The following is a 26,931-nucleotide window of genomic DNA, read 5'->3' as shown; positions in this document are numbered from 1 at the left end:
TTGCATTAATTGTCGGTTTTCGAGTTACCAAAGGTACCCCTCATACCGAACGGCATTCATCACCCAACTATAGAGGATGGGCGACTTCTGCCTAAATTAGTTAAAATAGCGAAAATACTTTTGCATATAGTTTAATGCATTATATACGTTAAGATATATGAATTAAAGGTAAATATTAGGATTATATGTATAGAGAATAGTTTCTTCTTAGCACTAATATAAGCTACTATTTGTTCATCTTATTAAGAAAAAAAGACCACATTTTCGCTACGCTCAAACTACAAATGCAAAACAAAAAAGAGGCAGGATGTAACCTAGCCTCTTTTTCCTATTCATTTACGAATAACGAATCATCTGCAAAATACTCGGGTCTTTGATTGTATTATCCTCACTTAGCATTACAATTTTAGACATAATCTCTGCTGTTCGAGGGTCTTCATCTGCAAATGGTAAGAAGATGCGTCCGCGATGTTGAGACTGTACCGCTAAAATAGGCATCATCGCTCCACCTACTTTATGCACTGTGCCACTTCCTAAATTAATACTATACTGGGCTAACGAGCCTTCAATCAAGACATGTTGCTTCTCCACTGAAATATGTGGCAAGTTAAGCATTACTGTTAACTCACGCACAATAGCGGCTCTTGTCTCTATAGTGGAGTAGCTCGCTTCTGGGTCTACTCCGCCAACATGTGCCACACTCACTACTAAGTCGATATCTCTCATTGCCTCAGAGAAAATTAATGGTGGTACTTCTTGTAATGTAATTGGTTTACCTGTGCGACGATTATAAAACATCACATACTCTAACGTTGGTGCCTCAATATCTGCTGGGGAGAACCAGTCCGCCATAGCATACATCGTTACTACAATATCCTCGTTATAATATACTTTACGCAACCCTTCATCGTAGCTCACTAACCAGCCACGATTTTTTAATAAGGCTACCGTCTTTTGTGGCTGAATTTGATGCCCTGCATAACGAGCTGATTTTATACGATCTCTTTCATCCTCATTTACGACGTATAATTCACGGAACACTTGTTTAAACGGCTGTACTATTTTTTCTGTAAATACCTCATGTTGAATGGCAGCCCATTTACTAGAAGCATATAAATCGTAAGGATGTGCGATACGTACTTCAGCATCATCTGCTAGCGTTAATTTTGTAAGCAGTCCTACTTGTTGCTCAGCTACGATATACAATTTACTCAGCATTGGCGCTAATACAGGGTGCTCTAACAAGGCTTTCATTTCACCAAAGCTAAATACAGTACCCTTCTCCATAGCTTCTTCAAACGATTTACGTGAACGTTTTTGTTGCTCTCGCAATGCTTTACGTATGGCTGTGATCTCCACTACTTTGGCATGTTTCTTTAAGCGACTTGGCACTGTTTTCAAACGTTTATCCTCTTTATGGACCACATAATCGACAATCCCTTTATCATTAGCCTCCAAATGAAGTGTAATATCATCAATTTTAATTGGTTCAAAGTATTGCAAAATCGTATTCAACTCAAATATTTCCATGCGCCACATAAAACGTGTCACATCGTCTCCTAAGTTGCGTGCTAAGTTTTCAACCGCCACTTGGCTAGCTAACTTTTCACTCTCACGGCGCTGCGCTCCAAATTGTTTGCTCTCTTTTAAAAAGTTTTGAATAAATTGATAACGTTTATACGCATCTTTTAATGGAATACGCTTACTTAACGGAATCAACCCAATACAGCGCAACTTATCTTTATTACGTTTATCTGCGACTTCTTCCATTAAAGGCTTTAGTTTCAGTTTGCCTAATGCAGCATCTGAAAATAATTGCGCTCGGCGGTGATTAGACCCTTCCGAAGCATATTTTGCACTCTCATATAACTTTTCAAAGCGACGCTTGCCTAATGCTTGATAAACTTCAAGCAACCATTCACGCGCAAATACACCATCTCGGAACTCATTAGCTGTAATATTTGTATACAATTGAATTTGACTAATGCTTTCCTCTGATAATGCATCTGTTGTATGTGCTCTAAAATACCATGCCGCACTTTCCAACCCATTCCACCCTAAATACTCACTTACTAAAGGAATATATTTCGGCGTATACATCATGGCATTAAGTAATTCTTCTTCTGTAATTTTATAAGGTTTTAATGCTAATTTTAAATCCTCAACTGTTTCACCTTCAAGTGGTGAGGCATTTTCTAACATTTTAGAAAATACTTCTCGCTTGGTATAATCTCCTGCCCACATATAACCACGGACTAATTTCAATCCTTTTAATACATGTAAAAGACGGGCAAAATAATCGACACCTTGTAAATAAATATGGCTATTGGCAAGGTGACTCACTTCTGTTTTTAATTCGCCTCGGCTCAGCTCAATCTCAGCTATTCTCGCCACGGTTGTATCATACACTTCTTGTAAAAACGGATAGCGTTCCACTAGATTTTTGCGCTCATCATAACGGAATAAATCCGACGAATTATAACGTGGATTTTCAGGGTCAAATAGGTGCAAATAGCAAGCGTCAATTGGTACTAAACCTAGCTCATGTGCATGCGCTACATCCGCATCACTTGCATGGCGAATAGGGTAATGAGTAATTGCTCGCCCTTTTTGTCTAGCATAAGCTTCACTTTTTTCTGTTAGGACACGGTAAATGCTAAACATTCTTGTAAAATGCTCATTTGTCACAACATGGCGACGGCAAACCGATAATAACTCCTGAAATAATGGGAAGCGACCATAATCATATTCGTCCCATGAATTGCCTGTATTAACACGAGCAAACCACTCTTCCTCTGGCACTGTAGCTATATACTCTACCATTGCATTATACATAGCATTAAATGGGATGGTTTGGTCTTGTTCCGTTTCAAACTCAGTGTTATAGAGTAAGCGAATGATTTTGTCCACCTTCTCACTATGAGGCAAACGAGTAAACCACTCATTAAAGGTATTAATATGATCAAAGTTAATCATATTCGCTAAGCGATTTTTTACCTCTTTCTTTAAACCATGCCCCCAAACGCGACCTTGTCTCGTAAACAGTACAACCATCAAACAATCCATGGCTGTTAATTGCACATCGTCTTTCCATTGCAACCATACATCTGCAAAAGGATAATTCTCAATACGCTCGCCTTCTTTGCCATGTAAAATACTATAGCGATTAGCAAATAGCACAGTAATAGGATTTTTATACCAGTCTTGTGCCTCATACTCTATATTTTCGCGCTCTTGAATGAGCGGAATTAACTGCATAATCTTATCTTGCAGCGCCTCATATGGATAAGACGTTAATTGATACATGGCTTGGTCTACAACAGGTGGCAACGCTTTAATACCACTACGGTCATAGTTAGGTTCAAAAATACCAAAACCACTTGCCAATGTTTTTTGAGAGGTATCATCTACAATAACGTCAATGAGTTCTTGTTCTTTTTCTGTAGGCTTGGCAATATGCGTGATAATCTCTTGCATTTGTGTTAGGCTAACTTTTTTACCTTTCTTCATTTCAATGAGCAAACTTAATCCACCGAGGCGAATATCTTGTTTGCCATCTTTAACTAAACGCTCTGCACTCTCACAAATTTGCGTTACAGGTTGGGTCTTTAAAATGTTTAGAATAGCTTGCCTTGTAGCACCCGACTTTAAATATAACAGTTGCTCTACGGCTTGGATTTGTTCATTTGTTAATGAGGTCTTTTTATATTTCACTAAATTTAAAGCTAACTCGCGTGTACCACGGTCTTGCAAACACTCGACTAAAAACTCATTTGCTTGGGGCATGTCTTCGATTTCTACAAAAATACCTAATAAATTTTCACGTTGGGTAGCTGTTAGCGTGGCACGCTCGTCATAGAGTTTAAGTAAATACTCTTGATCTCCCCAAATTTGCGCTAATAACATAGCGCCACTTGATACATAAGCACGTTCTAACTCATAATCAATCCACGGGAAAGGCTTACCATACAGCTCATGCGTTGGCTTAGTAAATAGAGTAGCGATTTCTTCTAGACGTGGTAATAGTGATGTAGGATAGTCCAACAAGTAACGATAATGCCCTGCTATTTTCTTTGTTTGCTTGTTCTCATAAATATGATTATAAAATGTATATGAAGTTGAAATAGGAAATAGATGTTGCATAGCCATTGTCAAAATATCTAAGTCATCATGCGCCATAATTACTTGTAAAATAGTAGCTTGCATCACAGACTTTTTATCGAGCATCGAAATAAAGTACAAGGTAGCTAAAATTTGATGTTTTTCACCTTGTATTAAACGAGCGAGTACAGTTGAAATTTCTTCCACATCTCGCGTAGCAATCGACCATAATGCCGCATAATTCATAATAGCGTCTTGAGATTGTAATAATGGCTCCACATCTGCACCGTGTGCTAAAATATCAAAAGATAAATCCAATACTTTTTGAATGATTTTTTTATCCTCTACATAGTAACCTAATCCTGTCCATGTGGATACAGCTCGTTGTACTGCCGAAAAACGCATTAAATCATGAGCTTTGATTAAGTCCATAAAATAAACTAATGTGGTGACAGTGCCTCGATCTGCACTCTCTAAAATAGCTTGACGTATCCCTTCTTGACGTTGTGCAGCTAATAATAATTGGCCTAGCCACTCAATAGCTTTGCGGTTATCACTAGCGATAATACTACGTATTACAGTATGAGATAATATCGCGGTATTATTCTCACCAAAAATAGCTTCTTCTACATAAGCCATAGCTTCTTCATCGCCCACTTTTAATAAGTGCGTAAATTTAGCATTAACAAATTCTGACGTAGCTAAACGCTCACGTTGCTTATTACCATACATATAAACCATGCCATTATAATACGTATCGTAACCTTTGCGAATAATCGTTAAGACATCTGCTGTTTCATTGAGACTACCTGCAAGAAGTAAACTTAAAATTGATGTCGCATGATCTGAAATGTTGGAGCTATGAAAAGAACGACGATAAGGTCCTTCTGTGTAATTCATCGTTAATTGTTCTGTGCAGTATGTTTTTAATTCTGCTGCAAAAGAAGCGGAATACATATCTGTAAGGATGTCTGTTAGCCCACCTTCAAATAAGTCATCTACTGTTGTAACATTATAATCTGTTAAAATCTTTTCAAATTTCTTGGCATTATTATAATGATATACCTCGCCATTTTCCTTATACTTTGCTTCCATCTTTGTTAATAACTGCGCTAATGCTTCTTTCATCTGACCAGCTCCTTGTTTTTTGATTACCATAAACGCCCTGATAACATCGTTAATTTAATAAATGTAAACGTATCATCTTCTTGTACATGTAATGCGTCATCAAGTGTTGTTACTGCTGTTTCATTATGTAAAACTTTATAAATCCCATCTTCAAAAGCAAGAATGGCTTCTGTAATCGCTTGTTCTTCGGACTGTTTAGCATCATTATACATATGATTAAATCCTACTTTGCCATGTTCATAGGCATCTTGTATTTGCTCTTGCAGTAAGTAAGTAGTAAATGGTTTTTCTTCGTTAAATGTGCGCACATTTTGTTGCACAATCTCTGTTAAAAGTTGGCGGAGACTTTGGGGTTGCTGCACGTCAAAAGGCTGTAATGACAATGTTGGCTTGCGTTTACCTATTGATTTTACTTTTGCATAAATACGCAATAAAATTCACCTCTTTTTTATTCTGAATAAATTATACATGAGAATATGCGTTCGCACTAACAATTATCGGATTATTGCCATAAAAATGACTTTAGCACTAAAAAAGACTGATACAAAAGTAATTCACTTTGTATCAGCCTCGCTATTATTTTACTTTATTTCTTTTTGAACGACGAATCACAATGACTACAAAGGAGATGAAGGCGATATATACAATACTTAATGCTACTGCATATGGTACATTGAACCCTTCATCATCAATTACTTGATATACTTCCACAATTTCACGATTTAATACTAGGCGGTAAACACCATCTTTTTCGCGCACTAAATCTCGCTCAAACAAGCCTTTTAACTCTTTACCCTCACCTAGCTCCTCTGTTGTGAACTCTACTGTTTGTGTTTTATCTGTGTTATTGACAAAGATAACCCATTTCTCATCTTCACTTTCTTTTGTGAAGACTAATAAGCCATCTTCACTTTTGATTAGCTTAGCATCCCCATGTCGTAATGTAGGTGACTCATTACGCAATTGCAAAGTGTTACGAATACTTTTTTGCAGTTCATCATCCACACTAAAATTCATAATGCCATGTGTATAAGGCTCTTTTTCACCGTTCATGGCAATTTCTGTGCCATATTGAATGACAGGCACACCCGGCAATGTAAGTAATGCACCAAGTGCCATACGAATACGTGTAATGGGGTACATATTTGTTTCTTCTGAATCAAACGTAAATCGTGACGTATCAAAACGATCAATCATTAATTGTGAGGGCTTATCTCCCTCCACTGTTTGAGGCAGTTTTTCCATACTTTCATTTACATTACGAAAAGCACCACGATAAATATCAGCGGTTTCTAATGAAAAAGTAGCATCATAATCCGCTTCACTCTCTCCATTAGCAATGACATAAATATCTTTTTCTTTTTTGATCGCTTGCATTAAATCATTTTGAAAATCAGTTGGTGCATTTCCTAAATATGTGAGGCGTAGTCCAGCAAAATCGTTTTGCTTTACGAATGCTACAGCTGCTTCCTGTAACGCTTTTTGAACATCCTTATTTGTCAAATCCCACTGGATCACACCATTCTCTTCTGATAAGATCCAATCTTGATTGTTAGCCCATTCATGATTTTTACTCGCTTGGCTCAATGGGAAGTCTGCCATAATGGTAATATCATATTTTTTATATGCTTTAATCAGCTCATCTAGCTCTTCTTGTGTACCAAAATGACGCTCTAATGTTGTATGGCTTGTTGGCATTGAGCCGTCATACTTCTCTGTTGAGAATATCGCACCAATTGATAGCATACTAAAGCCCATATCATATACATAATTAAATTTATTTTGTAAGCCTACAAAATCACCACCAGCAAAGCTTTCTGGATTGGTTGAGTCTACCTCAAAGTCATTACTCTTTAATTGATTAAAATAACGGTCAATCAATAAATCATAAATACTTTCGTCTTGTATAGTACGTGGTTGTTCATCTTCTTTTTTAGCTGCTTCACTTGGCATTGCTAGTAAAGAAGTTGATAACATTGCCACTGCCACTGCTGATCCTAGCCATTTTTTTATTTTCAACTTCGTTCCACTCCTTATCCATTACATCACTCAGTTTATCAAATTTCACTGTGCAACCGCTATCTTTTCTGTAAGATATGTATTCGTTATTTTCGACAATGTCGTGACAAGTAAAAAAGCATACCCTCTTCGGCCTTTTATGCATAAACATCTTAAACTATGAGACAAATAAAAAAACTGTCTAACATGCGTTAGACAGCTTTTCATTATGCTAAGAAATTAATCCCCATAGGAAGTTTAAATCCTAAGAATAATGTGAGGAATAAAGCGACAGCAAATAAAATCCAAAAGATATTATTTGGTTTACCTTTTGCTTTTTTCACTAAAACCATTTCCATCATACCCACTGTTACGATACCAAACAGAAGCTTCATACCATATAACATGGGATCAATCGTCTGGTGTTTCATAAATAATGCCACACCTGAAATGATGATTAAAATATAAAATAAACGTAATGCCATGTGTAAACCTTTATTCGGCTTAGCACTCAAAGCTGCAATGAAAAATAACACAATCGCTACGACCCAAGTCGTAATATGCAAATGCGTTGAGTCTGTTAAAAAACTCATTAATACCCACCTCATTTTTTTAGTTCAAAACTATCCTATCATGGTAAATGAGTACTTTCAAATATTACAGAAAGTTATTGAATGCGATTGACCAATGTGCCAATGTCTTCAATTGAAACTTTCACAACATCGCCACTTTTTAAAAATGTTGGTGGATTCATACCCTTACCTACACCAGCTGGCGTACCCGTTAAAATGATATCGCCTGGCTCGAGTGTCACATGCTGTGAAATATAAGCGACTAAGTCTTCTACTTTATGCAACATATCTTTTGTTGAGCCATTTTGACGAATCTCATCATTTACCTTTGTTACTACTGTTAAGTTATGCGGATTTGGAATTTCATCTTTCGTGACAAGGTAAGGGCCTAATGGACAAGCCCCTTCTAAACTTTTCCCTAAAAAGAATTGCTTATGCTTTGTTTGTAAGTCACGTGCTGTAATGTCATTACCAATCGTATAACCAAATACATAATCATATGCCATACTTTTTGGAATGTCTTTTCCTTTTTTCCCAATGACAACGGCTAATTCGCCTTCATAATCAAGTTGTGATGTAACATTTGCATGTGCGGAAATTGTCGCCTCATCCGCTGTAATAGCTGTTGGTGCTTTTGTAAATAATACAAGTTCTTGTTCTTGTTCGCCACCCATTTCTTCTGCATGGTCTTTATAATTACGACCAACACACATTACATTTTTAGGGGTGCGTGGAATCGGTGATAACCATTCAATGGCGTCAAAATTATGTTTAAATTGTGTAGCATTTTCAGATTTTTCTGCTGCCTCAACTAATTTACGCATCTTTTCGACAAAGTCAAATCCTTGTGCAATACCTTCAATAACTGTAGAAGCAAACGAAGGTAATACTTGCAGCTGTTCTTGAATAGCTTGCACGTCCCAAACAGCTTCTTCTCTTTTTACTTTTGGTCCAAATTTGACTTGCCCATTCACTTTGAATGATAAAATTTTCATCTCACTAGCGCTCCTTTTTTTTACAATCTAATACTTGATTATAACGTATTTATTCTTTTGTACGCAATTTACCATATGTAAATTTGCGCCATAACCATTCGATTGGTCCTTGCTTAAAGCGCGCCAACCAAAGTTCAGCAATAATTACTTGCACTACAAAAATAGCTAATGCAATGACGATTCCTGCTTGTACTCCAATCTTACCATACCAACCGAATCCATACCCATAAAATAGCACAGATAAAATAATCGATTGCCCAATATAAGTGGTTAATGACATGCGTCCTACTTTAGCAAAAGGGTTCATGACTTTAGCAATGAGTGGACTCATACATAATAATACAATGATAGCTGCATAACCAAGTGCAGTAATCGGGCCACCAACATACGTCTTAATATAATCTAAGAAAAATGTGCGTTCCTGCAAAATCGGTAAATTTTTCAAAAATATACCGAGTGGTATACAGATTACAGCTAACGCCATCCATAATCCTTTTACTTGTTTTGCCCGTTGAATTAACTGCCATTTACTTGCTGCAGCACCAATTAACATATAGGGCAAAATAGTAAAGAATCCTACAAACCACATCGTAATATCATTTTGCACAGCCAAGTCTAACAGACGTTGGTCAAAGATTTCTTTCCACGTACCTGTTGCATACGTGCCGAGCGCTTGTTGTGTGCTCACCACATCTAAATAATAACCTTCCTCAAAAGAAGTTCTTGGCATTAAAATAAAAAAGCCGATTTGAAGTAAACCATTTAAAAATAATGCCATCACAACTAATAAAACAGGTTGCAAACGTAAGAATAATAAGAGGATTGTACCAAAAACTGCGTACATCATTAAAATATCGCCCCACCATATTAAGAAGGCATGTAGTAGACCAATAATAAGTAATCCCACCATACGACGTATACCTGTACTAAAGAACGGTTGATCTCTTGCTACAGATTTTTGCCATTGCATCGCTAATCCGTAACCAAATAACATAGCAAATAAAGGATAAAAACTACCTTGCACATAAATATCTAACAATTGTTGCCATTTGATGTCACTTGGCAAGGTGTAAAATGAGGCAAGGTCTACGTTAGGCAATGGGGTATTAAATGCCAATAAATTCACTAAAATAATCCCTAATAAACTAAAACCTCGTAACACATCTAATGTGATGTTACGTTCGTTCATTAAGGTGGGTTGGTTATTCACTAAAACTCCTCCTCTTTATAACTGCACAGCATAACCTTCACGCATTAAATAAATATAACTAGCGGTAATATTTTGCTTCGTAATAGTAGTTAATGCCTCACCATAAATACGCATTTGCTCCCCGTATCGCTTGGTCATCTCTGTAACTAAAGCTTGTGGCTCACTAAAGTGAGGCAATACGCGGTCAGATTTATAATCGATGAGATATAAAGAGCCATCTTCCATTTGGAGTACAGCATCCATAATACCTTGTAAGATTTGGGCATCCCCTTGTTCATCCACCACACGTAAAGTAAAAGGTAACTCACGATAAATCGCTGTTGCTTTTTTACATAAAGCGTAAATTGTGCTGTCATAAAATTGTACAAGCCAAGCGGCATCTACAGCGCCTGCTTCTGCTATTGTCAACAATTCACGCTCCACTAGGGACTGAATGAAAGCACTCGCCGCCTTTGTTGTCGTTAAAGTTGACGTTATTGGTAAGTGTTGCATGATTGTATGCACTGCTGTACCTAACTCCATCGCTGTTAATTGCTTTTCTTGCATAAAGTTTGGTCTTTCGGGTGGCGCTATCTCTACTTGTTGGTACGATAACCATCCATCATCTTGCCCTGCTGCTAATTGGGACAATTTCTTCAGCGCTGTCACAGAAGTTTTAGTCTGTTTAGTGACAGCGTGTGGATATGAATAACGCTTGGCAAAACGATTAACAATAGCATCAAAACTTGCTACTACCTCTTGCGAATTCACAATAGTTTGTTCCTCTTGCTGATTGTCTGGAATCGTCGCTTCATGAATAATTGCTACTTGCCAGTCATCGGCATTAATTAACTTATCTTCTCCCTCTTGTAATTGAAATTGCTCATGCCTTGATAGAGCGGGGACAATCCAGTCTAAGTAATGATTGGCTGTCGCTCGTAAATAAGTAGGCAAAGTGCCATCTTTAGTGTCTACTTGCCACTGGGTAACTTTCTTGATTACTTCTTTTTGTGAACCTACAAGGATTAAACGCTCCTTTGCTCTTGTCATAGCTACATATAAGATACGCATCTCCTCAGCACGCAACTCAAGTTGCTTTTTCTCTTTCAATGCTACGTAAGGGAGCGCTTCAAATACAATTCTTTCTACAGGGTCAATCGCTTTAACAGCTAAGCCATAATGTTGGTCAAATAAGTAATGTCCATTAAAATCTTGCTGATTAAACTTTTTGCCTAGCCCACTCACAAAGACAACAGGGAACTCTAAACCTTTAGACGAGTGAATGGTCATTAAGCGCACCACATCTTCTTGAGCACCTATTGCGCGCGCAGAAGACAAATCATCCCCTCTTAAACGCATGCGCTCAACAAAACGTAAAAAACGGAATAATCCTCTAAATGATGTTTTTTCGTAAGCCAATGCCCGTTCATGTAAGGCACGTAAATTAGCTTGGCGCTGTTTACCATTAGCCATCGCGCCTACCATATCGTAATAATGTGTATCATTATAAATTCGCCAAATTAAGTCTGCTAACGAGCCACGACGTGATAAATCACGCCACTGTTTAAATTGTTGTAAAAAGCGATGTAGCTTTTCGGCGGTTAATGTATCTATTTCTGTGTGTTCTTGTGCCATAAAAGCTTGTAGTGCATCAAAAAATGGCAATTTACGATGCGCCAGACGGATTGCTGCCAATTCGTTTTCGGTTAAACCAATAAATGGCGCCCGCAGTATGGAGGCTAATGCGATATCTTGGTACGGATTGTCCACACACTTTAACACATTTAACATAATCATCACTTCTAGTGCTTCAAAATAACCGCCTGATGTTTCTGCATATAAGGGAATCTCTGCCTGTTTAAAAGCCTCAACAATTTCATGTGACCAGCTCATTGAACGTGTCACAATCACAATATCGCGATACATAAGGAGTCGCTCGCTTTGCGTTTTTGTATCGTAAACCGTTGTTTCATTTGCCATTAGCTGTTGAATACGCGTGACGATGTAACGAGCCTCCGCTTCAGCCGAAGTTAATGCCTCATCTGTTGCCGTTTCAATGAGAGCAAGTTCAACTGGCACTACTTTGTCATCATACGTAGCGCCTACTTTTAACGAAGCCTTATCATCATAGGCAATCTCACCAACTTCTTCTGACATCACTTGCGAGAAGATAAAGTTTGTCGCATGCAGTACTTCTTTTCTACTGCGGAAGTTGGCATTTAAGTCAATACGTTGCCCCAATGCATGTTGTGGCGTAAATGTACGATATTTCCTTAAAAAGAGATGTGGCTCTGCCAATCGAAAACGATAAATACTTTGTTTAACATCACCAACCATAAATAAGTTACCTTCTTGTTCTGTGCCACTCTTAATAAGCTGAAGTAATGTCTCTTGTAAAATATTAACGTCTTGATATTCATCCACTAGCACTTCTTTAAATTGCCTCTGGTAATCTTTTGCAATTTGACTAGGAATTAAGGCATCTTCTTGTTGCTCTGTTAAAATAGCAAGTGCATAATGTTCTAAATCCGAAAAATCAACGACAGCTCTTTTTTCTTTCAATTTTTGATAGGCAGTGGCAAAGCGTTCTGTCAGTTGTTGCAATGTTTTTAACAATGGCACCATAATTTGCATCTCTTGTAATAGACGTTCTGGTGTGCGCACAAAGAAATTCGTTTTAATTTGGTCAAAACAATTTTTAATTGCTTTATAATAAGCTGCGCCCTTTTCCTTTAACGCCTCGTCCACCAAATCTTTCTTAGTCACTCTACCAATCGTACTCGCTTTAAATTGGGAGAAGTACGCATACATCGTATGAAAATTGCCGCTTGCTACAATAGCTTTAGCCTCACGTATCGCAACTGCCATTTCATCCGCTGTTTTACCATGAGGTGCTGGCCCAGCAGGTAAGCGACTATTGGCTAAAAATTGCGCATTCAATGCCTCAGCCGCTTCAAGTTGGTTTGTAATGGCCTGTATAATAACAGGCATAAAGGATAGCGCATCAATATTTGTTGTTGCCTCAACATCATATAAGGCAATAATCTCATCCAACCAACGACTTGGCTGTGCATGCACACGTGACATCTCATACAACTGTACAATGAGCGTTTCGATCGCTTGGTCATCACGGTCAGAAGTAAAACTATCCACCAATTGATAAACTTCACTTTGTAGCGTAGGGTCTGCATAGGCCTCCTCTAATACTTGAGCCAAGACATCATCTTTAAACAATGCCACTTCTGATTCTGTTGCCATTCTAAATCCAGGATCAATGTCAATCACGTAGGCATACTGCCGTACAATATTTAAACAAAAAGAGTGTAAAGTCGAAATTTGTGCTTTATTTATTAAACTTTGTTGACGTTTAAGGTGTTGATTGGTTGGGTCTTCTTCCAATGCTTTTTGCAAGGCATCTATTAAGCGTTGACGCATCTCTGCGGCTGAAGCATTGGTAAACGTCACGACAAGTAACTCATCCACATGCCATTGTTGTTTTACAATCTTTTCGATTAATCGTGTAATTAATACTGCCGTCTTACCTGAACCAGCAGCAGCAGATACCAATGTATCACTGCCACTTGTATAAATAGCTTGCCACTGGTCATCTGTCCACTGCGCATCTGTTGGTTTAATAGGTATCGTCGTCATTTGAGTCCTCCTCTCTTACACGTTGTAATACATCATCTGTATGAAGCGATTCTAATTTGTGATAATGTTGGTCGCCATCTGTCACATCAAATTGACAAACCGAGCGGAACGAACAATATTCACATCCCGTGTGACCATTCAATTCAAATGGAGTGATCGCTGTATCGCCTGCAATAATTTGATTGCCTGCGTATTGATGTTTTTTCTCCACAAATTTGCGCAAATCATGTAAATCATTTGGTGCAATGACGCGTGAAAAATGTTTAGAGATGCCTTGTGTTTTTGATGTGCGTACAGGTACAACAGAGGAGGTTGTATAGTCTGCTAAATTCTCGTCCATTGCGACTAACACATCCATATCGTCTACTAATAACCCTGTCATTTTATAAGCTTTCAATCGCTCTTGTTCTACAATTGTCGTATCTACTTCTTCTTGCAAGCGGAGCAATGGATTTTGCACATGCACATATAACATCCCCGCTGGGAAGCCTTCCTCTTGGAGCCAATAATCGGCATTGCGAATCGCTACATCTAAATAGGTGACCACTTGCAAGGATAAGCCGTGGTAAATTTCCTCTAAACGCAAATCTCTTTTTGATGATTTATAATCCACAACACGCAAATAAGGCTTGCCATTAATTTCTTTATAGTCAATACGGTCGATGCGACCTTGTAAATGCATCTCCTTGCCATTTTTTAAAGGTAAGGTCAACGCTGGTAAAGGCTCTCTCGGTCCAAATGCTGCCTCAATCGCAAGTGGCGCAAAATCCGACACACTTGCATGTGCCTGTAGAGCAAATAAAGTACGCTTAATTACTCGTAATAATTTAGCTTCAATATAGCGCATACGAGAACTTGATAATAAGATTTCATGCGATAATAACGGTGCTACTTGTTGCATCGTTCGTTCTGCCATATCACTTAACTGAGCTCTTGTTAATTGCCTCCACTGTAAATTATGCTGTTGAATATGCAAAGTTACTCTACGTAACACCTCATGGAATAAATCGCCGATCGTAAAATGCTCCAAGCGATATTCTGTGCGTTCTTCTAATTTAAGACCATATGTGGCAAAGTGGGAGAAAGGGCAACGATAATATTTTTCCACACGTGAAATACTTGATAATAAAGTTTCGCCATATAATGCTTCTGTAATATGTGGACGTAGTGTCTCCGCCTCATTTTTAGTAGTAAGCGGTTTTGTTACACGCTTCACTAATACATGCCAATAATCGTCTTGCTTATAATAATCGTACAATGCTTGCCACGGAGCAGGTAAAACACTATGCATCTGCATTTGACGCATTAAATAACGCAAAGCAGCTCGTGGATGACGTATATAAGTCAATGCATCCACCTCTACTAGTTCGGAAGGGTCAATTACAACCCGCTGTATGTTAATTGCGGCAATCATTTGCTGTAAGCGTTTGATATAAAGCGATGGTAATAATGCTTTACTCTCCTCATCTGCAATCGGATAGGTTACATATAAAAAATGTGACGGGCTTGCAAACGCTTGGTAAATTAAATAATTTTCGTGTAATAAGCGTGATGTCGATGTCGGCGCTAACTCATAACCCATTTGCGTAATCCAGTCTCGTTCATGGTCAGACAGCAAGCCTTCATAATTCATCTTTTGTGGATAAATACCTTCATTTACACCGATGACAAAAGTTGCCTTAACATCTGGTAAACGAGCAAGCTCTACAGTGGCCACTTGTACCTCGTCAAGTGTTGGTGGAATACGTGAAAAGGTTAATGCTTCTAACCCTTCATCCAATAACGCTATCGCCTCATCCAACGTTAATGGTTGCTCACCAAACAATTGAACAAACTGCTCTAAAATCATTAGCCATTGTTGCCATGCTTGGTCATGCTCAGTAGCAAGCTCAATTGCCTCTTGATTCAATTCTTTCTCTTTCATAGCTTGCAATTTTTCATAGACTTGCAATTGTTCAACAAAGACAAATAAGGCTTGTGCATAATCTTTACCAACTTTTGCCCCGTTAAGTTGTGTTTGTAAGGCTTGCAGTGGCTCTCGTATAAGGTCGCGCACTGCTTCTATTTCTCGTTGCACCATCTGCTCTTCATCGCTTTGCTGTGTGGTATGGAATTCTAAGCCACGATACTTCTTATAAAACCAGCGTCTCTGATCAAACCAACGCTCACCAAAAATACCGTGTGCTAAACAAAAATTCTCCATACGGTCGGCACGTTCTCGCCACAATGTAGTATCGCTTGCTAACGGGAAAAATAAATCCGTTTTAATCGCTCTAAAAACCGCCTCATATTGCCAATTAGTATCAATTGCCTCTAAAACAGAACGCGTGAACTCAATTAAAGGATAATGCAACATCGGTTTCTTAGTGTTTGTAAACACAGGGATATCATATTGCGGAAAAATCGTTGTAATCAATGGATCATACACTTCCGCTTGACGATATAAGATAGCAATTTCTCTATATCTTATTTGTTGCTCTGTAGTGAGGCGCACAATTTCTCTTGCTATTGCATGTACTTCCGCTGCGCGACTAGCTGCCTCCATGATTTGCACAGAACCATCATCTAGTTGTGCGAGATGATTTGTTTTAGCAAATGACTGTTCAATATGTTGTAAATTATTCGTTTGATAGCGGTATGGCGTTGTTAAATGTTGTAGTGCCTCTACAGCAACACCATATTCATAAGCAAAATCCATCAATGCTTGAGCAGTGTATGCCGCCTCATGAAATAACGATTGTTCATCCATAGCCTCTGTAATACTGGCAAAAGGCAAAGCAATATAAACGTCTTTAGCTTGTTGCATTAATTGCCCTACTACTTGGAATTCTCTCGTAGTAAAAGCGGTAAAGCCATCGATATATACGGTTGTATCTTTAATGTGAGGTGCTTCAGGTAATTGCTCTTGCAACAGACGGTAAAACCCTTCACTATCTACATAGGTTGTGCCTAATCTTTGCTCTAATGCCTGTACAACAATGAGTAGATCATGCACTTTTGCTTGTAAGGTATGGGGGGCATCGGTTGCCATAAGCTCCTGTTGAATTTGAGTAAGCAATTGTGACGTCACACCATAGCGACTAAACTCTTGTAATAATGACTCTACCTCCGTCGTAAAACCTCGCTTACCTGCTGCCTGTCTGAATAAAGAAAAAGCGGCTTTATGTTCAGTCAATAGTTGACGAATTAACATGCGATACCCATAGCCACTTACCTCTTCACGTGCAATCCCTGCTGTTTGTTGCAATACATACCAAGCTAAACGTTTAAATGATAATACTTGTGCACGCATCAAACCATTGATTCCTTTAGCATTTGTTAACTCATACTCTGTAGCATAAGACATTTGGTCGGGTACAAGATAAAAAATAGGTGCACCTAAAGGTTGTTCCCGTAGTTGTTGCATCACCATTTGTCGTAGTTTCGCTGATTTACCTGAGCCTGCACGACCATGTATTATGTGTAATGCCATATTCTCCCCCTCCTCTCTTTTGTCTATTGTAACAAAAAAAGTGAGGGGAACATCAGTTGTTCCCTTCACTTTTTGTCAGTATTGCGAAGATCTCGCTCCACACGTTTATTTAATTGAATTTCAATAATCTTACCAATTCCCCACAGTGCAATGACTGCTACAACAGCAAGTATCATCTTCACTGGGCTTGAAATTAACGCACGTAAATCATAACCTAATACACTCATTAGAAAAATCATTACAAATTTACCTGCCATTAACACAATCAAGTAAAATTTCTTACGAATATTAGCTAACCCTGCTACAATATTAACAAGTACAGACGGTGTAAAAGGGAAACATAATAAAACAAATAATGGACTTAACCCTTTCATATCTACCCACCGAATTAATGACTGTACTTTCTCACCACCTGTAATACGCTTTAAACGTGGATGGTGCCCATATTTACGTACAATTAAAAAAACTAAATAAGACCCTAATACTGTACCAATCCATGATAATAAAAAGCCAAACCATAACCCAAATGCGCTTGCATTCGCTACCACAAATATGACAAGTGGTAAGAAAGGTAAAAAAGATTCAATAAATGGAAGCAATATACCAATCAGTGGCCCTAGTTTGCCGTATTGCTCTGCAAGATGCTCAATATTATCAATCGTAAACCATTCCATCATTTGAGCCACCTCCTTTACTTTATTTCATTGCAATTTATAACTATCATTTGTATAATGCTAAAATATCTGAAAATTAAATAACATTACATGGAAAGTGAGTTGAATGTTGTGAAAGCTATCACAAATTCAGTGAATGACGACTCGTTCTTACAGGGCGTTAGAGACTGTATCCCCACATTATTTGGTTACATAAGCATTGGATTAGCATTTGGGGTCGTAGGGATTGCTTCCCATCTAAATGTATTAGAAATCGCTCTACTTTCTATTCTTGTGTATGCTGGTGCTGCCCAGTTTATTTTTTGTGCACTCATCTTATCTGGCAGCCCTGCTTCTGCTATTATCATCACAATATTTGTTGTTAATTTGCGTCATCTCCTTATGAGCTTATCTGTCGCACCTTATTTAACAAGGTATAGTGTGCTACGTAATATCGGTTTTGGCACGTTATTAACAGACGAGACCTTCGGTGTAGCTATGACCAAATCTATGCAAGCAGATAAGCTATATGCGCGTTGGATGGATGGGTTAAATATCACAGCATATAGCTTTTGGATTGCTTCTTGTATTGCAGGTGCATTTTTAGGGCAATGGGTAGCTAGCCCAGAAAAATGGGGGCTAGATTTCGCCTTGATCGCCATGTTTATTGCACTTTTAGTCTTACAATTAAGCAATGTTGGCAAAGGGAAAGTTTGGCATTATTTAAAGTTAATTGGCTGGATGGCAGTATGTATGTATACCTTATCCTTCTTAGTGCCTTCCTACGTTGCTGTATTAATAGCAACTGTAATCGTAGCAACGATTGGAGTGTTAACCGAATGACAACAACTACTGAAATGGTACTTATTATTATAGGATGCGCGATTGTCACTTGGCTACCACGTGTTATTCCCTTTATTTTTGTACGAGCCATTAAACTACCAGACATCGTACTGCGCTGGTTACATTATATTCCGGTTTGTATTTTAAGTGCACTCGTAATAGAAAGTCTTCTCGATACGTCTGGTACAATTGTCAGCATTAAATGGCCTATATTTTTCACATTTGTCCCCACTTTATTTATTGCTCTCTGGACAAAAAGCCTATCCATTACTGTATTGGCAGGGATTGTGATTATGGCGCTTGTGCGATACTTCTTTTAATAACGTTTCGAAGCCTAATTAGTTGCATATTACGTACTCAAGCAGTAAAACAAACTAACTGCAATATCACATACTTTGCGCATAAAAGTAAAAAGTGGTAAAGAGAAAGCCATCCTTTCCCTTTACCACTTATTTTTATGAGTTTAGCGTAATTTTAATAAGGTCGCGCAGCTAAAATACCGATACGATAATGGTCATTCATAAAAACAGCGTGCTGTGTATAACGTATCTCACCATCAATATCTAACACTTCTAAACGACAATAAGCAGCATTAATTTGTAACGCCTCATATAATTCATCTTCTGTATGAACAGCTTGGCCGTTTACCTTTACAATGCACTCTCCAATTTGTAGTCCCATCTTCTCTGCGGGTGAGTCAGGTAATACAGCAGCAATGACAATCCCCTTTGCACTAGGTGCAACAGCATACCCTGCGCTCTTCTCTTGCAATTGCAAAATAACTGTGATTAATAGACGCCAGATAAATGCGGCAATGATTACGATATAACCCATCCACTCATTATAATAAACAAGCACTGCGCTCACTAAAGTAATAATCCCTAACCATAATACATGTTTACCAAGTTGTTTAAAATATTGTTGCGGCAGCTGTCTACGTGATGCTGTATCCACACCAATAATATAAGGAAATAATACTAAAGTAAATGTCGTCTCTCCTAACGTAAATTGTGGCCAATAAGGTAACCATGCAGCAATATCCTGTCCTGGAATCACAAAAAACAATGGCAATAACCATACCTTGCGCAGACGATAGTCCAATGCATTCATCCCACGCTTTGTTTTGTGTAATACAGGCGTAATGCCATGGCGATAATAATAGCGTAATAAAATACCTTCTGTCATGAGTAGTAACGCCATTACAATGATAATGGCTGTTAGTGAAATAGGTTGGTCAACATTAATAGCAAAAGGCATTGTTACATTATATTGTTGACAAAGTATAATAACACCAACTGCAATTGGCAATACGTATGCTGGAGATAAAGCACGATACAATTGTGCCACACATGCCATTATACTAATCAGCATAATGAAGATGAGATTAGCCTTTGACACAACGAGACCTGCTACAACAAAAAGGATGGATAACACAATAGCATAAGGAAAACTTTCTTTTAATAAACTTCCTAATTCCGTCCAACCAAAACGAATACGTGTATGAAATTGGCGTCTTTCTTGTTTAACACGACGATAACCTAAAAAAATAGCCGCTAACGTAGCGACATACAACAACGGATTAATAAAAAATTGTCCAATTGCGGTTATCCATACGATATAATCACTCACTAGCTACGTTACTCCTTTCAAACAACATATTTTTACTATTATTTAATTGTATCAAATGTAAGTTATCTTGCGTAGTACCAAAATACCCTAACGTTTTAAGCGCCGCCTACGATTACATCAAACCCTCATCTCTTTTTACACCATACATGATCTTATAGCCTACAAACTATTTATCGAGAGAACTTTACTCTCGTCATTTAACTTTAAAACGTGTATTTTGATGCGCTTAATACAAAGTGTTGGCCTTTAATGGCTAAAAAACGTGAGAGAATGGCTTCTCTCACGTTTTACTCAATCCCTGTAATATACGTTTCCATCATATCTTCATTCATCGGTCCAATAATACTATGCTCAATCGTTCCTTCTTCATTCAAAATATAAGTAGAAGGGTAGGTGATGACTTTATATGCTTTCTCTGTTTCGCCGTCCACATCAAATGGTACATGGAATGTAATACCGTAATTTTTTAAAAACTTTGTCACCAGGTCTTTGCTCTTTTCTTGTTTTGTCAAATTAACGGCAATAATCTCAAAGTTTTGCTCTTTTCCTTTTTTATCATAGTATTTTTGCATATGAGGCATTTCTGCTTTACAGGGCGGACACCATGTTGCCCAGAAATTCAAAATCACTTTTTTACCTTTAAAATCACTTAATGTCAGTTTTTCACCATCTACAGTCTCCAAAGTAAAGTCAGGAGGCGTATCTCCTTTGCGCAATCCTTTTTGTTTTTGATTTAAGTCAATCGATGCTCCTAATAAAGATTCATCAATCTTCGTTTCACGATCTTTGGCAATTTGATCTTTTGCATAAACACCTACTGTAATGGCAATCAATGCAATGACCATGATAAGCCCAATATTTTTTTTCAAAGTAATACCTCCTTATGTATCCTGTAAAAAATCTAGTAAAGTATCTTTAGCCATTGGTCCCATAATACGATGGACAATCCTGCCATCCTCATCCATAAAAAACGTCGTAGGTACAGCTACAACTTGATATTTTTTGGCTATATCACCTGTTACATCCAAGCCGATTGGTAATGTTAAATGATGTTGTTGAGCAAATAGAGTCGCTGCAGTTTCATCTTGTTCTTTATTTGTCATATTAATCGTTATCACTTGCTCACGATACGTTTCATATACTTGTTGTAAAAGAGGCAATTCCTCCTTACAATAGTCGCACCACGTTGTCCAAAAGTTAATAATTTGTTTCTTCCCTGCTTGTAATACCAGGGGTTTTTGTTCAACAGTATCTAGCGAGAATGATATAGCCTCTTCAGGTACAGGGAAAAGTTCTGTAAGTGCTTGTGGATCTGGTTTAGCCTTCATCATTGAATATATGATCAATAGAATAACGACAACTAAGCATAAGATCCATATTCCCCAGCCTATTTTCTGATTGACCTTTGCCATAACCGCCACATCCCTACAGCTATAATGGTAAACCAAACAGAAAATTGCGCATAAATCGGTACTGGCTGTAATAAAGCAACCAAAATATGAATAAAAGCAAAATTTTGTAAGGCTATTTTGATATGCGTAGTACGTATGCTATAAATTAATGTGCTAGAAAATACAACTAATGTTATGACTTCTTGCCATAAATGATTATCGTTTAAGATAACCATAGCTAATTGAAAGATAGATTGTGTCATCATAATGGCAACAGCCATTTCCTTAGCATCTACCGTCATACGTTTACGCCAAAATTGAATACACACAGCAATAAAAGCGAATACGATACCTATTTTACCACCATTAAAATACAGCAAAGATAAAGGTTGTTGAACAATTATCGAAAAGTCTGTGAAGATGGCACTAAATTTCCATACAATAATAAACGTAAATGCTAAATCGCTATACAATTGAGCAGTTTCTTTACGATATTGCAAACGAATGATTAACCATGTGAAAAATAAGGCAAATAACACAGCTAACCACGATGATAAAAACGTTAAATTCCCGATAATATACGTATCTGTAAACTTCATAACACGCCTCCCTACGCAACCATAGCATAGCTAAAAATACCATTGCACGTATCTTGCTTATCATTGTTTAATATTACACATAAAAAAGCTAGCCAAGAATAGAAATCAAGGCTAGCTTTGCGTATTATATGATATTTTAAAACGGGATATAATACATAGGATTGATATTATTCACTTGTTGTCCTTGCCACGGTCCTGTATGAATTTCAAAGTGTAAGTGAGGCCCTGTGGAGCGCCCTGTAGAGCCCATAATACCAATTTGTTGGCCTTTACTTACAGTTTGACCTTGTGACACGTTAAAGCCGTTTAAATGCGCATAAACCGTTGTAAATACTTCACCATCAATCACATGTGAAATCATAACGAGGTTTCCATAACCACCTAATGGAGCAGCATGTGAAACGACACCATCTGCGGCTGCAACAACAGGTGTACCTGCTGCATTACCAATGTCTAACCCATAATGGTACTCATTACTGCCACCTAAATTTCTTAAACCATGTTGAGAAGTAATAGTACCTGTTGTTGGACGTGTCCACGCACCTGCTGAAACTTGAGGCACTGGGCCTGTTGCTGCTGGTACGTTACTAGTAGATGAGCTTTTCGTTTGCTGCTGTTGTGCCGCTTGTGCTTGTGCTTCGGCTGCTTTCTTTTCAGCTTGTTGACGAGCAATCTCTGCGATACGTTCTTGTTCAGCAATGATTTTTTGTTCAATTTCAGCGGTTAATTGGACATTCTCTTCATGCTCTACTTCTAATGCTGATTTCTCTTGTTTTAATTGCTTTTCAGCCGCTTCTAACTCTGCAATACGGCGATCTTTCTCCGCTTTTTGAGCAAGCAATGTCTCACGTAATTTTTCAGCTTCTGCTTTTTGTGCTTCAAGTTGTTGCTTCACTTCTTCTAACTGTTTACGTTCGTCCTCCAAACGCTTTTTATCTTTTTCTTGATCTAACATAATTTGTCGGTCGGCATCAATTAATGTGTTAACAGCGCTGAAGCGATCAATAAAATCTGTAAAACTACTTGCACCTAACAATACGTCCAAGTAATTCATAGAACCGCTTGCTTGAATGGCGCGCGCGCGTTCTTGCAATAATGCATCACGCTCTTCAATTTTACGAATTAACTCTTTAATAGACGCTTCTAATGCAGCAATTTCATTATTTTTTTGTTCGATATCTTGTGTAAGTTTGTCTAATTTCTTATTATTGTCAGCCATCTTCACAGTTAACGCTTGAATTTGTTCAATTGCTTTTTGTTGTGCTTCAACATTATTTAGAAGTTCTGACTCTTTTTGTTGAATGGTTGCGTTAAGTTCGTTGTTTTTATTTTCGACTTGCTGTTTTTCATTCTTTAATTCTGATAGGTCATTCGCATTTGCTTGTGGCATTTGCATACATAAAAGGATGGCAGCACTTGCTGTAAAAACGCGAACACCCTTCTTCCAATTAACTTTAGTCACTCGGCTGAACTTCCTTTCTGGGCAATTATTATATTTTTAAAAACTTGCGCACTGACATAAAACTACCTAACATACCAATAATAACACCTATAGCTAAAACTAATAAATCCACCTGATAAATAAGCGGCATTGTATCGACAAGTTGGAATAACTCCCCTTGTAATCGCGGTGAAACCTGCTTATAAAAATAAGGGTAAAAGCTTGAAACGGCTGCAATCGGAATAATAGAGCCTAAAATACCTAACCAAGCGCCTTCTAATAGAAGCGGGATCCGTACAAAGGCGTTAGTTGCCCCTACTAATTTCATAATTTCAATTTCATCACGTCTCGCCAAAATCGTAATACGAATCGTATTCGAAATTAAGAATATCGCAGTAAATAATAGCCCGATAATTAATACTAAACCGATATTACGCCCTGAGTTTAATACAGAGAATAATTTTTCGATTTTTCCTTTACCATAGTTTACTTCTGCTGTATATTCCATTTTATCTATTTTTTTCGCAACTTCTACCGTTTGTTGAGGGTTAGATGCCTTAACATACAACACATTGCGAAGTGGATTTTGTTGTTCCCAAAGTTCAAAGTCTTTACCTAAGTCTTTAATCAATTTTTTTAATTCTTCCTCTTTTGAAGAATACACAACCTCATCTACATCTGGTAAATCCTTTATTTTCTTTTGTAAGTCATCTTCTGCTTGACTATCTGCTAATTCATCAATCAATACTTTAATCTCAACATCATTTTCAATATCGTCAGCCACTTTGTCTAAATTAGCCATTAACAGCGCAAAAGCACCTACTAAAATCAATGTTACTGTCACCGCACTAATGGAAGCGAATGTCATCCAGCCATTACGACCTAATGAACGGAAACTCTCGCGGAAATGTCGGCGTAATGTTCTACCTTTCATAGCCGTATTCACCTCCGTCTTCGTCTCTTACAATAATACCGCCTTCAATCGCAATAACACGGCGTCTTGCTGTATTTACAATCTCTTTATTATGTGTTGCCATAACAACTGTAGTCCCTTGTGCATTAATTTTTTCAAAGATGCTCATAATCTCCCAAGACGTATCAGGATCTAGATTCCCTGTTGGTTCATCAGCAATCACAAGCTTAGGATTATTGACAATGGAACGTGCGATTGCGATACGTTGTTGTTCACCGCCTGACAATTCATGCGGCAACATGCGTGCTTTATGCGAAAGCCCTACTAAATCTAACACTTCCATTACACGTTTTCTAATCTCTGCTGGTGTATGCTCCGTTACTTCTAGCGCAAATGCCACATTCTCATATGCTGTTAAGCGTGGCAATAATTTAAAATCTTGAAAGACAACGCCAAGTGAACGACGTAATTGAGGCACTTGCCGATTTTTTAATTGTCCTACATTTTCACCATCTATTAGCACGTCACCTGCTGTTGCCTTTTCTTCTCTATACATTAATTTAATAAACGTAGATTTACCTGCCCCACTAGGACCAACTACATAAACAAACTCGCCTCTGCGTATGGTAATGGATATTCCATTAACAGCTACGACACCATTTGAATACTTTTTTGTGACATTTTTCATCTGTATCATATTGTTAATCACCTATAATCTCTGTTTTTAAAATCCTATATCATTATAACACCGTTACTTTATCGTACTATTACAATTTCATTTCATTGTTGAGTTATCTCGTATTATACTGTCATATTTTGAATCACAAAAGAAATACGCCGTAAAATGTTGAAAATTACAATTTCAATACTTTTAACCAACATACCCCTTGCAGCGCAACACTACTCTCATTCAAGTGAAATTAATTATCTTTTATCGTTGTCACATACTGTAATGTTCTGTAACAATGCAACTCACATAAACTAACAGGATTAGGAAAATCAACATTTATTTTTAATGTCATTCTAAAGAGATAGCGATTTACTCTTTGTTTTGTCGTAAAAGTTAGTCAACTAAAAAAATCAGCTAGCCTAATTGGCTAACTGATTTTTTATGATGGTTTACTCTTCTGTATCAAGCATTGTTGTATAACGTACGATAATTGTGCCTGTTTTAGATGAACCCTCAATATATAATTTGCTATTTTCACTTTCTTTAGTGAAGTTTAATGTTTTGGAAAACATTTGATCTTGTGACTCTACTTTATTAACATCAGCTAAATTAACATCTAATTTACCAAGGTTAGTCCCTAGTTTACCACTTAATGCTAAGTGACTTGGAAGATATAATTCCACCGCACCTGCTACAGTTTCAGCCTCAACTTTACGTGCTTTTTTACCGTAATTTGTGATCGATACTGTGCCATTAACTGATTTCGCTTCTACTTCAACTAATGCACCCTCGATATAAACACGCCCATTAACGGTTTCGGCTTCAAGTTCTTCGCCGCGTACAGAGCGTAACTCTACTTCGCCATTAGCTGTTTGTACTTTAGCTTCATCAAATGTTAGTCTATGCGCTTTTACTGCCCCGTTTAATGTTTTCACTTTTACTTTACGTGCATTAAGTTCACGTAAATTAGCTGTGCCATTTGTCAGACGTAATTTGATTTCATCATATTTTTTTTGTGGTAAATATAAAGTAGTATCCACTACCGCCCATTTCATTTCATTAATTACACGCAGTGTACCCATATCTGCTTGAGCTACAAATTGCTCTAAAAACTTAGCACGTGTCGTTTCTTCATCATCTTGTAGCGATGTACGAACACTACATACTAAGCGTGCATCCTGTAACTCAGCAGGCTCAATTGTTACACTACCATTAGGCATCTCAATAAAAACTTGTGAGATATCATCTGCATCAAATGTACGCACTTCTTGGAAAGTAACTTTCTCTCCAAATGAAAATGGCGTATTAAAATCATAATCTTTCACTTTTTTAACCGTTGTATTAAACAACTCCATAAATACAGAACCTACTTGCGATAAATCTTTGCGGAAGTTTTTCATTTCTTCTTCAAAAAATTCACGTGTTTGGTCATTTTCTGTATGCGTAGTTTTTTGTTCGTCCGTTTTTTCTTGTTGCTCTGTCGTTGCTTGCTTCTCTTGCGTCACTTTTGTTTCAGTCTTAGGTGATGCCGTATTCTGTTTTTCTAGTGCTTCTAATAACGTTACTGCTTCCTCAACCGCAATTTTACCCTCAGACACCAGTTGTAAAATACGTTGCTTTTCAGTTTGCATAATAAAAGCCTCCTCCAGATGATTTACTATTTATACGCTATGACTGCTAAAAAAG

19 protein-coding genes are annotated in these 26,931 nt (G+C 37.6%); 2 read left to right on the top strand and 17 right to left on the bottom strand.

Going from position 1 to position 26,931, the window contains the following annotated elements:
• Positions 1-336 precede the first annotated feature (336 nt).
• The 9 genes from IEW44_RS02395 to IEW44_RS02355 all read right to left on the bottom strand — a co-directional run bounded on the left by IEW44_RS02395 (position 337) and on the right by IEW44_RS02355 (position 17,783).
• Entirely contained in the window at positions 337-5,229 is a 4,893-nt protein-coding gene (locus IEW44_RS02395) for a DUF4132 domain-containing protein (protein WP_188613417.1), read from the bottom strand.
• 23 nt (positions 5,230-5,252) lie between these two features.
• The gene (locus IEW44_RS02390) at positions 5,253-5,660 is read right to left on the bottom strand and encodes a hypothetical protein (RefSeq protein ID WP_188613416.1); all 408 of its coding nucleotides are present in this window, start codon (positions 5,658-5,660) and stop codon (positions 5,253-5,255) included.
• A gap of 145 nt (positions 5,661-5,805) precedes the next feature.
• Positions 5,806-7,248: an alpha-amylase family glycosyl hydrolase gene (locus IEW44_RS02385; RefSeq protein ID WP_188613415.1), complete on the bottom strand. Its 1,443-nt coding sequence runs from the start codon at positions 7,246-7,248 to the stop codon at positions 5,806-5,808.
• 206 nt (positions 7,249-7,454) lie between these two features.
• Positions 7,455-7,820 (bottom strand): YisL family protein, encoded by a 366-nt coding sequence (locus tag IEW44_RS02380; protein ID WP_188613414.1) that lies wholly within the window; start codon positions 7,818-7,820, stop codon positions 7,455-7,457.
• A 74-nt stretch (positions 7,821-7,894) separates the two neighbouring features.
• Positions 7,895-8,794, bottom strand: a complete 900-nt coding sequence (locus IEW44_RS02375) for a fumarylacetoacetate hydrolase family protein (RefSeq protein ID WP_188613413.1) — start codon at positions 8,792-8,794, stop codon at positions 7,895-7,897.
• Positions 8,795-8,843: 49 nt separating this feature from the next.
• Entirely contained in the window at positions 8,844-10,004 is a 1,161-nt protein-coding gene (locus IEW44_RS02370) for a DUF418 domain-containing protein (protein WP_229704133.1), read from the bottom strand.
• A 15-nt stretch (positions 10,005-10,019) separates the two neighbouring features.
• The gene (addA, locus tag IEW44_RS02365; protein WP_188613412.1) at positions 10,020-13,634 is read right to left on the bottom strand and encodes a helicase-exonuclease AddAB subunit AddA; all 3,615 of its coding nucleotides are present in this window, start codon (positions 13,632-13,634) and stop codon (positions 10,020-10,022) included.
• Positions 13,615-17,106 (bottom strand): helicase-exonuclease AddAB subunit AddB, encoded by a 3,492-nt coding sequence (gene addB / locus IEW44_RS02360; protein ID WP_188613411.1) that lies wholly within the window; start codon positions 17,104-17,106, stop codon positions 13,615-13,617. Before addB ends, addA begins: the two co-directional genes overlap by 20 nt.
• A gap of 65 nt (positions 17,107-17,171) precedes the next feature.
• A complete protein-coding gene (locus tag IEW44_RS02355; protein ID WP_188613410.1) occupies positions 17,172-17,783 on the bottom strand; it encodes a TVP38/TMEM64 family protein in 612 nt (203 codons plus the stop codon).
• A gap of 87 nt (positions 17,784-17,870) precedes the next feature.
• Here IEW44_RS02355 and IEW44_RS02350 point away from each other — a divergent pair, with 87 nt between their 5' ends.
• Positions 17,871-18,602: an AzlC family ABC transporter permease gene (locus IEW44_RS02350; protein ID WP_188613409.1), complete on the top strand. Its 732-nt coding sequence runs from the start codon at positions 17,871-17,873 to the stop codon at positions 18,600-18,602.
• Positions 18,599-18,922 carry an AzlD domain-containing protein gene (locus IEW44_RS02345; RefSeq protein WP_188613408.1) on the top strand — a complete coding sequence of 108 codons (324 nt, stop codon included), beginning with the start codon at positions 18,599-18,601 and terminating at the stop codon, positions 18,920-18,922. The genes IEW44_RS02350 and IEW44_RS02345 overlap by 4 nt, the downstream gene beginning before the upstream one ends.
• Positions 18,923-19,076: 154 nt before the next feature.
• Here IEW44_RS02345 and IEW44_RS02340 read toward each other — a convergent pair whose 3' ends face one another.
• The 8 genes from IEW44_RS02340 to IEW44_RS02305 form a co-directional block, all read right to left on the bottom strand.
• Positions 19,077-20,231 (bottom strand): PDZ domain-containing protein, encoded by a 1,155-nt coding sequence (locus IEW44_RS02340; protein WP_188613407.1) that lies wholly within the window; start codon positions 20,229-20,231, stop codon positions 19,077-19,079.
• 287 nt (positions 20,232-20,518) lie between these two features.
• On the bottom strand, positions 20,519-21,100 hold the full coding sequence (locus tag IEW44_RS02335; RefSeq protein ID WP_188613406.1) for a TlpA disulfide reductase family protein: 582 nt from the start codon (positions 21,098-21,100) through the stop codon (positions 20,519-20,521).
• Positions 21,101-21,112: 12 nt separating this feature from the next.
• Complete coding sequence (locus tag IEW44_RS02330; protein WP_188613405.1) at positions 21,113-21,643, bottom strand: TlpA family protein disulfide reductase; 531 nt, start codon at positions 21,641-21,643, stop codon at positions 21,113-21,115.
• Positions 21,619-22,221, bottom strand: a complete 603-nt coding sequence (locus IEW44_RS02325; RefSeq protein WP_188613404.1) for a hypothetical protein — start codon at positions 22,219-22,221, stop codon at positions 21,619-21,621. Before IEW44_RS02325 ends, IEW44_RS02330 begins: the two co-directional genes overlap by 25 nt.
• A 136-nt stretch (positions 22,222-22,357) precedes the next feature.
• Positions 22,358-23,683, bottom strand: a complete 1,326-nt coding sequence (locus tag IEW44_RS02320) for a murein hydrolase activator EnvC family protein (RefSeq protein WP_229704132.1) — start codon at positions 23,681-23,683, stop codon at positions 22,358-22,360.
• 28 nt (positions 23,684-23,711) lie between these two features.
• On the bottom strand, positions 23,712-24,596 hold the full coding sequence (gene ftsX, locus IEW44_RS02315) for a permease-like cell division protein FtsX (RefSeq protein ID WP_188613403.1): 885 nt from the start codon (positions 24,594-24,596) through the stop codon (positions 23,712-23,714).
• Entirely contained in the window at positions 24,586-25,272 is a 687-nt protein-coding gene (ftsE, locus tag IEW44_RS02310; RefSeq protein ID WP_188613402.1) for a cell division ATP-binding protein FtsE, read from the bottom strand. Before ftsE ends, ftsX begins: the two co-directional genes overlap by 11 nt.
• Positions 25,273-25,694: 422 nt before the next feature.
• Positions 25,695-26,876 carry a DUF4097 family beta strand repeat-containing protein gene (locus tag IEW44_RS02305; RefSeq protein ID WP_188613401.1) on the bottom strand — a complete coding sequence of 394 codons (1,182 nt, stop codon included), beginning with the start codon at positions 26,874-26,876 and terminating at the stop codon, positions 25,695-25,697.
• Positions 26,877-26,931: the final 55 nt, after the last annotated feature.

The sequence above is a fragment of the Lysinibacillus alkalisoli genome (assembly GCF_014643595.1).
Lineage (GTDB): Bacteria > Bacillota > Bacilli > Bacillales_A > Planococcaceae > Metalysinibacillus > Metalysinibacillus alkalisoli.
Note: the sequence above shows the minus strand (reverse complement) of the source record. Positions and strands in the feature narration are given on the sequence as shown.

Excerpts from the sequence above, each read along its gene's own strand:
- addA (WP_188613412.1), bottom strand. The coding sequence starts at position 13,634 with ATGACGACGATACCTATTAAACCAACAGATGCGCAGTGGACAGATGAC.
- IEW44_RS02330 (WP_188613405.1), bottom strand. The coding sequence starts at position 21,643 with ATGGCAAAGGTCAATCAGAAAATAGGCTGGGGAATATGGATCTTATGC.
- IEW44_RS02305 (WP_188613401.1), bottom strand. The coding sequence starts at position 26,876 with ATGCAAACTGAAAAGCAACGTATTTTACAACTGGTGTCTGAGGGTAAA.
- IEW44_RS02375 (WP_188613413.1), bottom strand. The coding sequence starts at position 8,794 with ATGAAAATTTTATCATTCAAAGTGAATGGGCAAGTCAAATTTGGACCA.
- IEW44_RS02380 (WP_188613414.1), bottom strand. The coding sequence starts at position 7,820 with ATGAGTTTTTTAACAGACTCAACGCATTTGCATATTACGACTTGGGTC.
- IEW44_RS02325 (WP_188613404.1), bottom strand. The coding sequence starts at position 22,221 with ATGAAGTTTACAGATACGTATATTATCGGGAATTTAACGTTTTTATCA.
- ftsX (WP_188613403.1), bottom strand. The coding sequence starts at position 24,596 with ATGAAAGGTAGAACATTACGCCGACATTTCCGCGAGAGTTTCCGTTCA.
- ftsE (WP_188613402.1), bottom strand. The coding sequence starts at position 25,272 with ATGATACAGATGAAAAATGTCACAAAAAAGTATTCAAATGGTGTCGTA.
- IEW44_RS02395 (WP_188613417.1), bottom strand. The coding sequence starts at position 5,229 with ATGAAAGAAGCATTAGCGCAGTTATTAACAAAGATGGAAGCAAAGTAT.
- IEW44_RS02350 (WP_188613409.1), top strand. The coding sequence starts at position 17,871 with ATGGAAAGTGAGTTGAATGTTGTGAAAGCTATCACAAATTCAGTGAAT.
- IEW44_RS02345 (WP_188613408.1), top strand. The coding sequence starts at position 18,599 with ATGACAACAACTACTGAAATGGTACTTATTATTATAGGATGCGCGATT.
- addB (WP_188613411.1), bottom strand. The coding sequence starts at position 17,106 with ATGGCATTACACATAATACATGGTCGTGCAGGCTCAGGTAAATCAGCG.
- IEW44_RS02355 (WP_188613410.1), bottom strand. The coding sequence starts at position 17,783 with ATGATGGAATGGTTTACGATTGATAATATTGAGCATCTTGCAGAGCAA.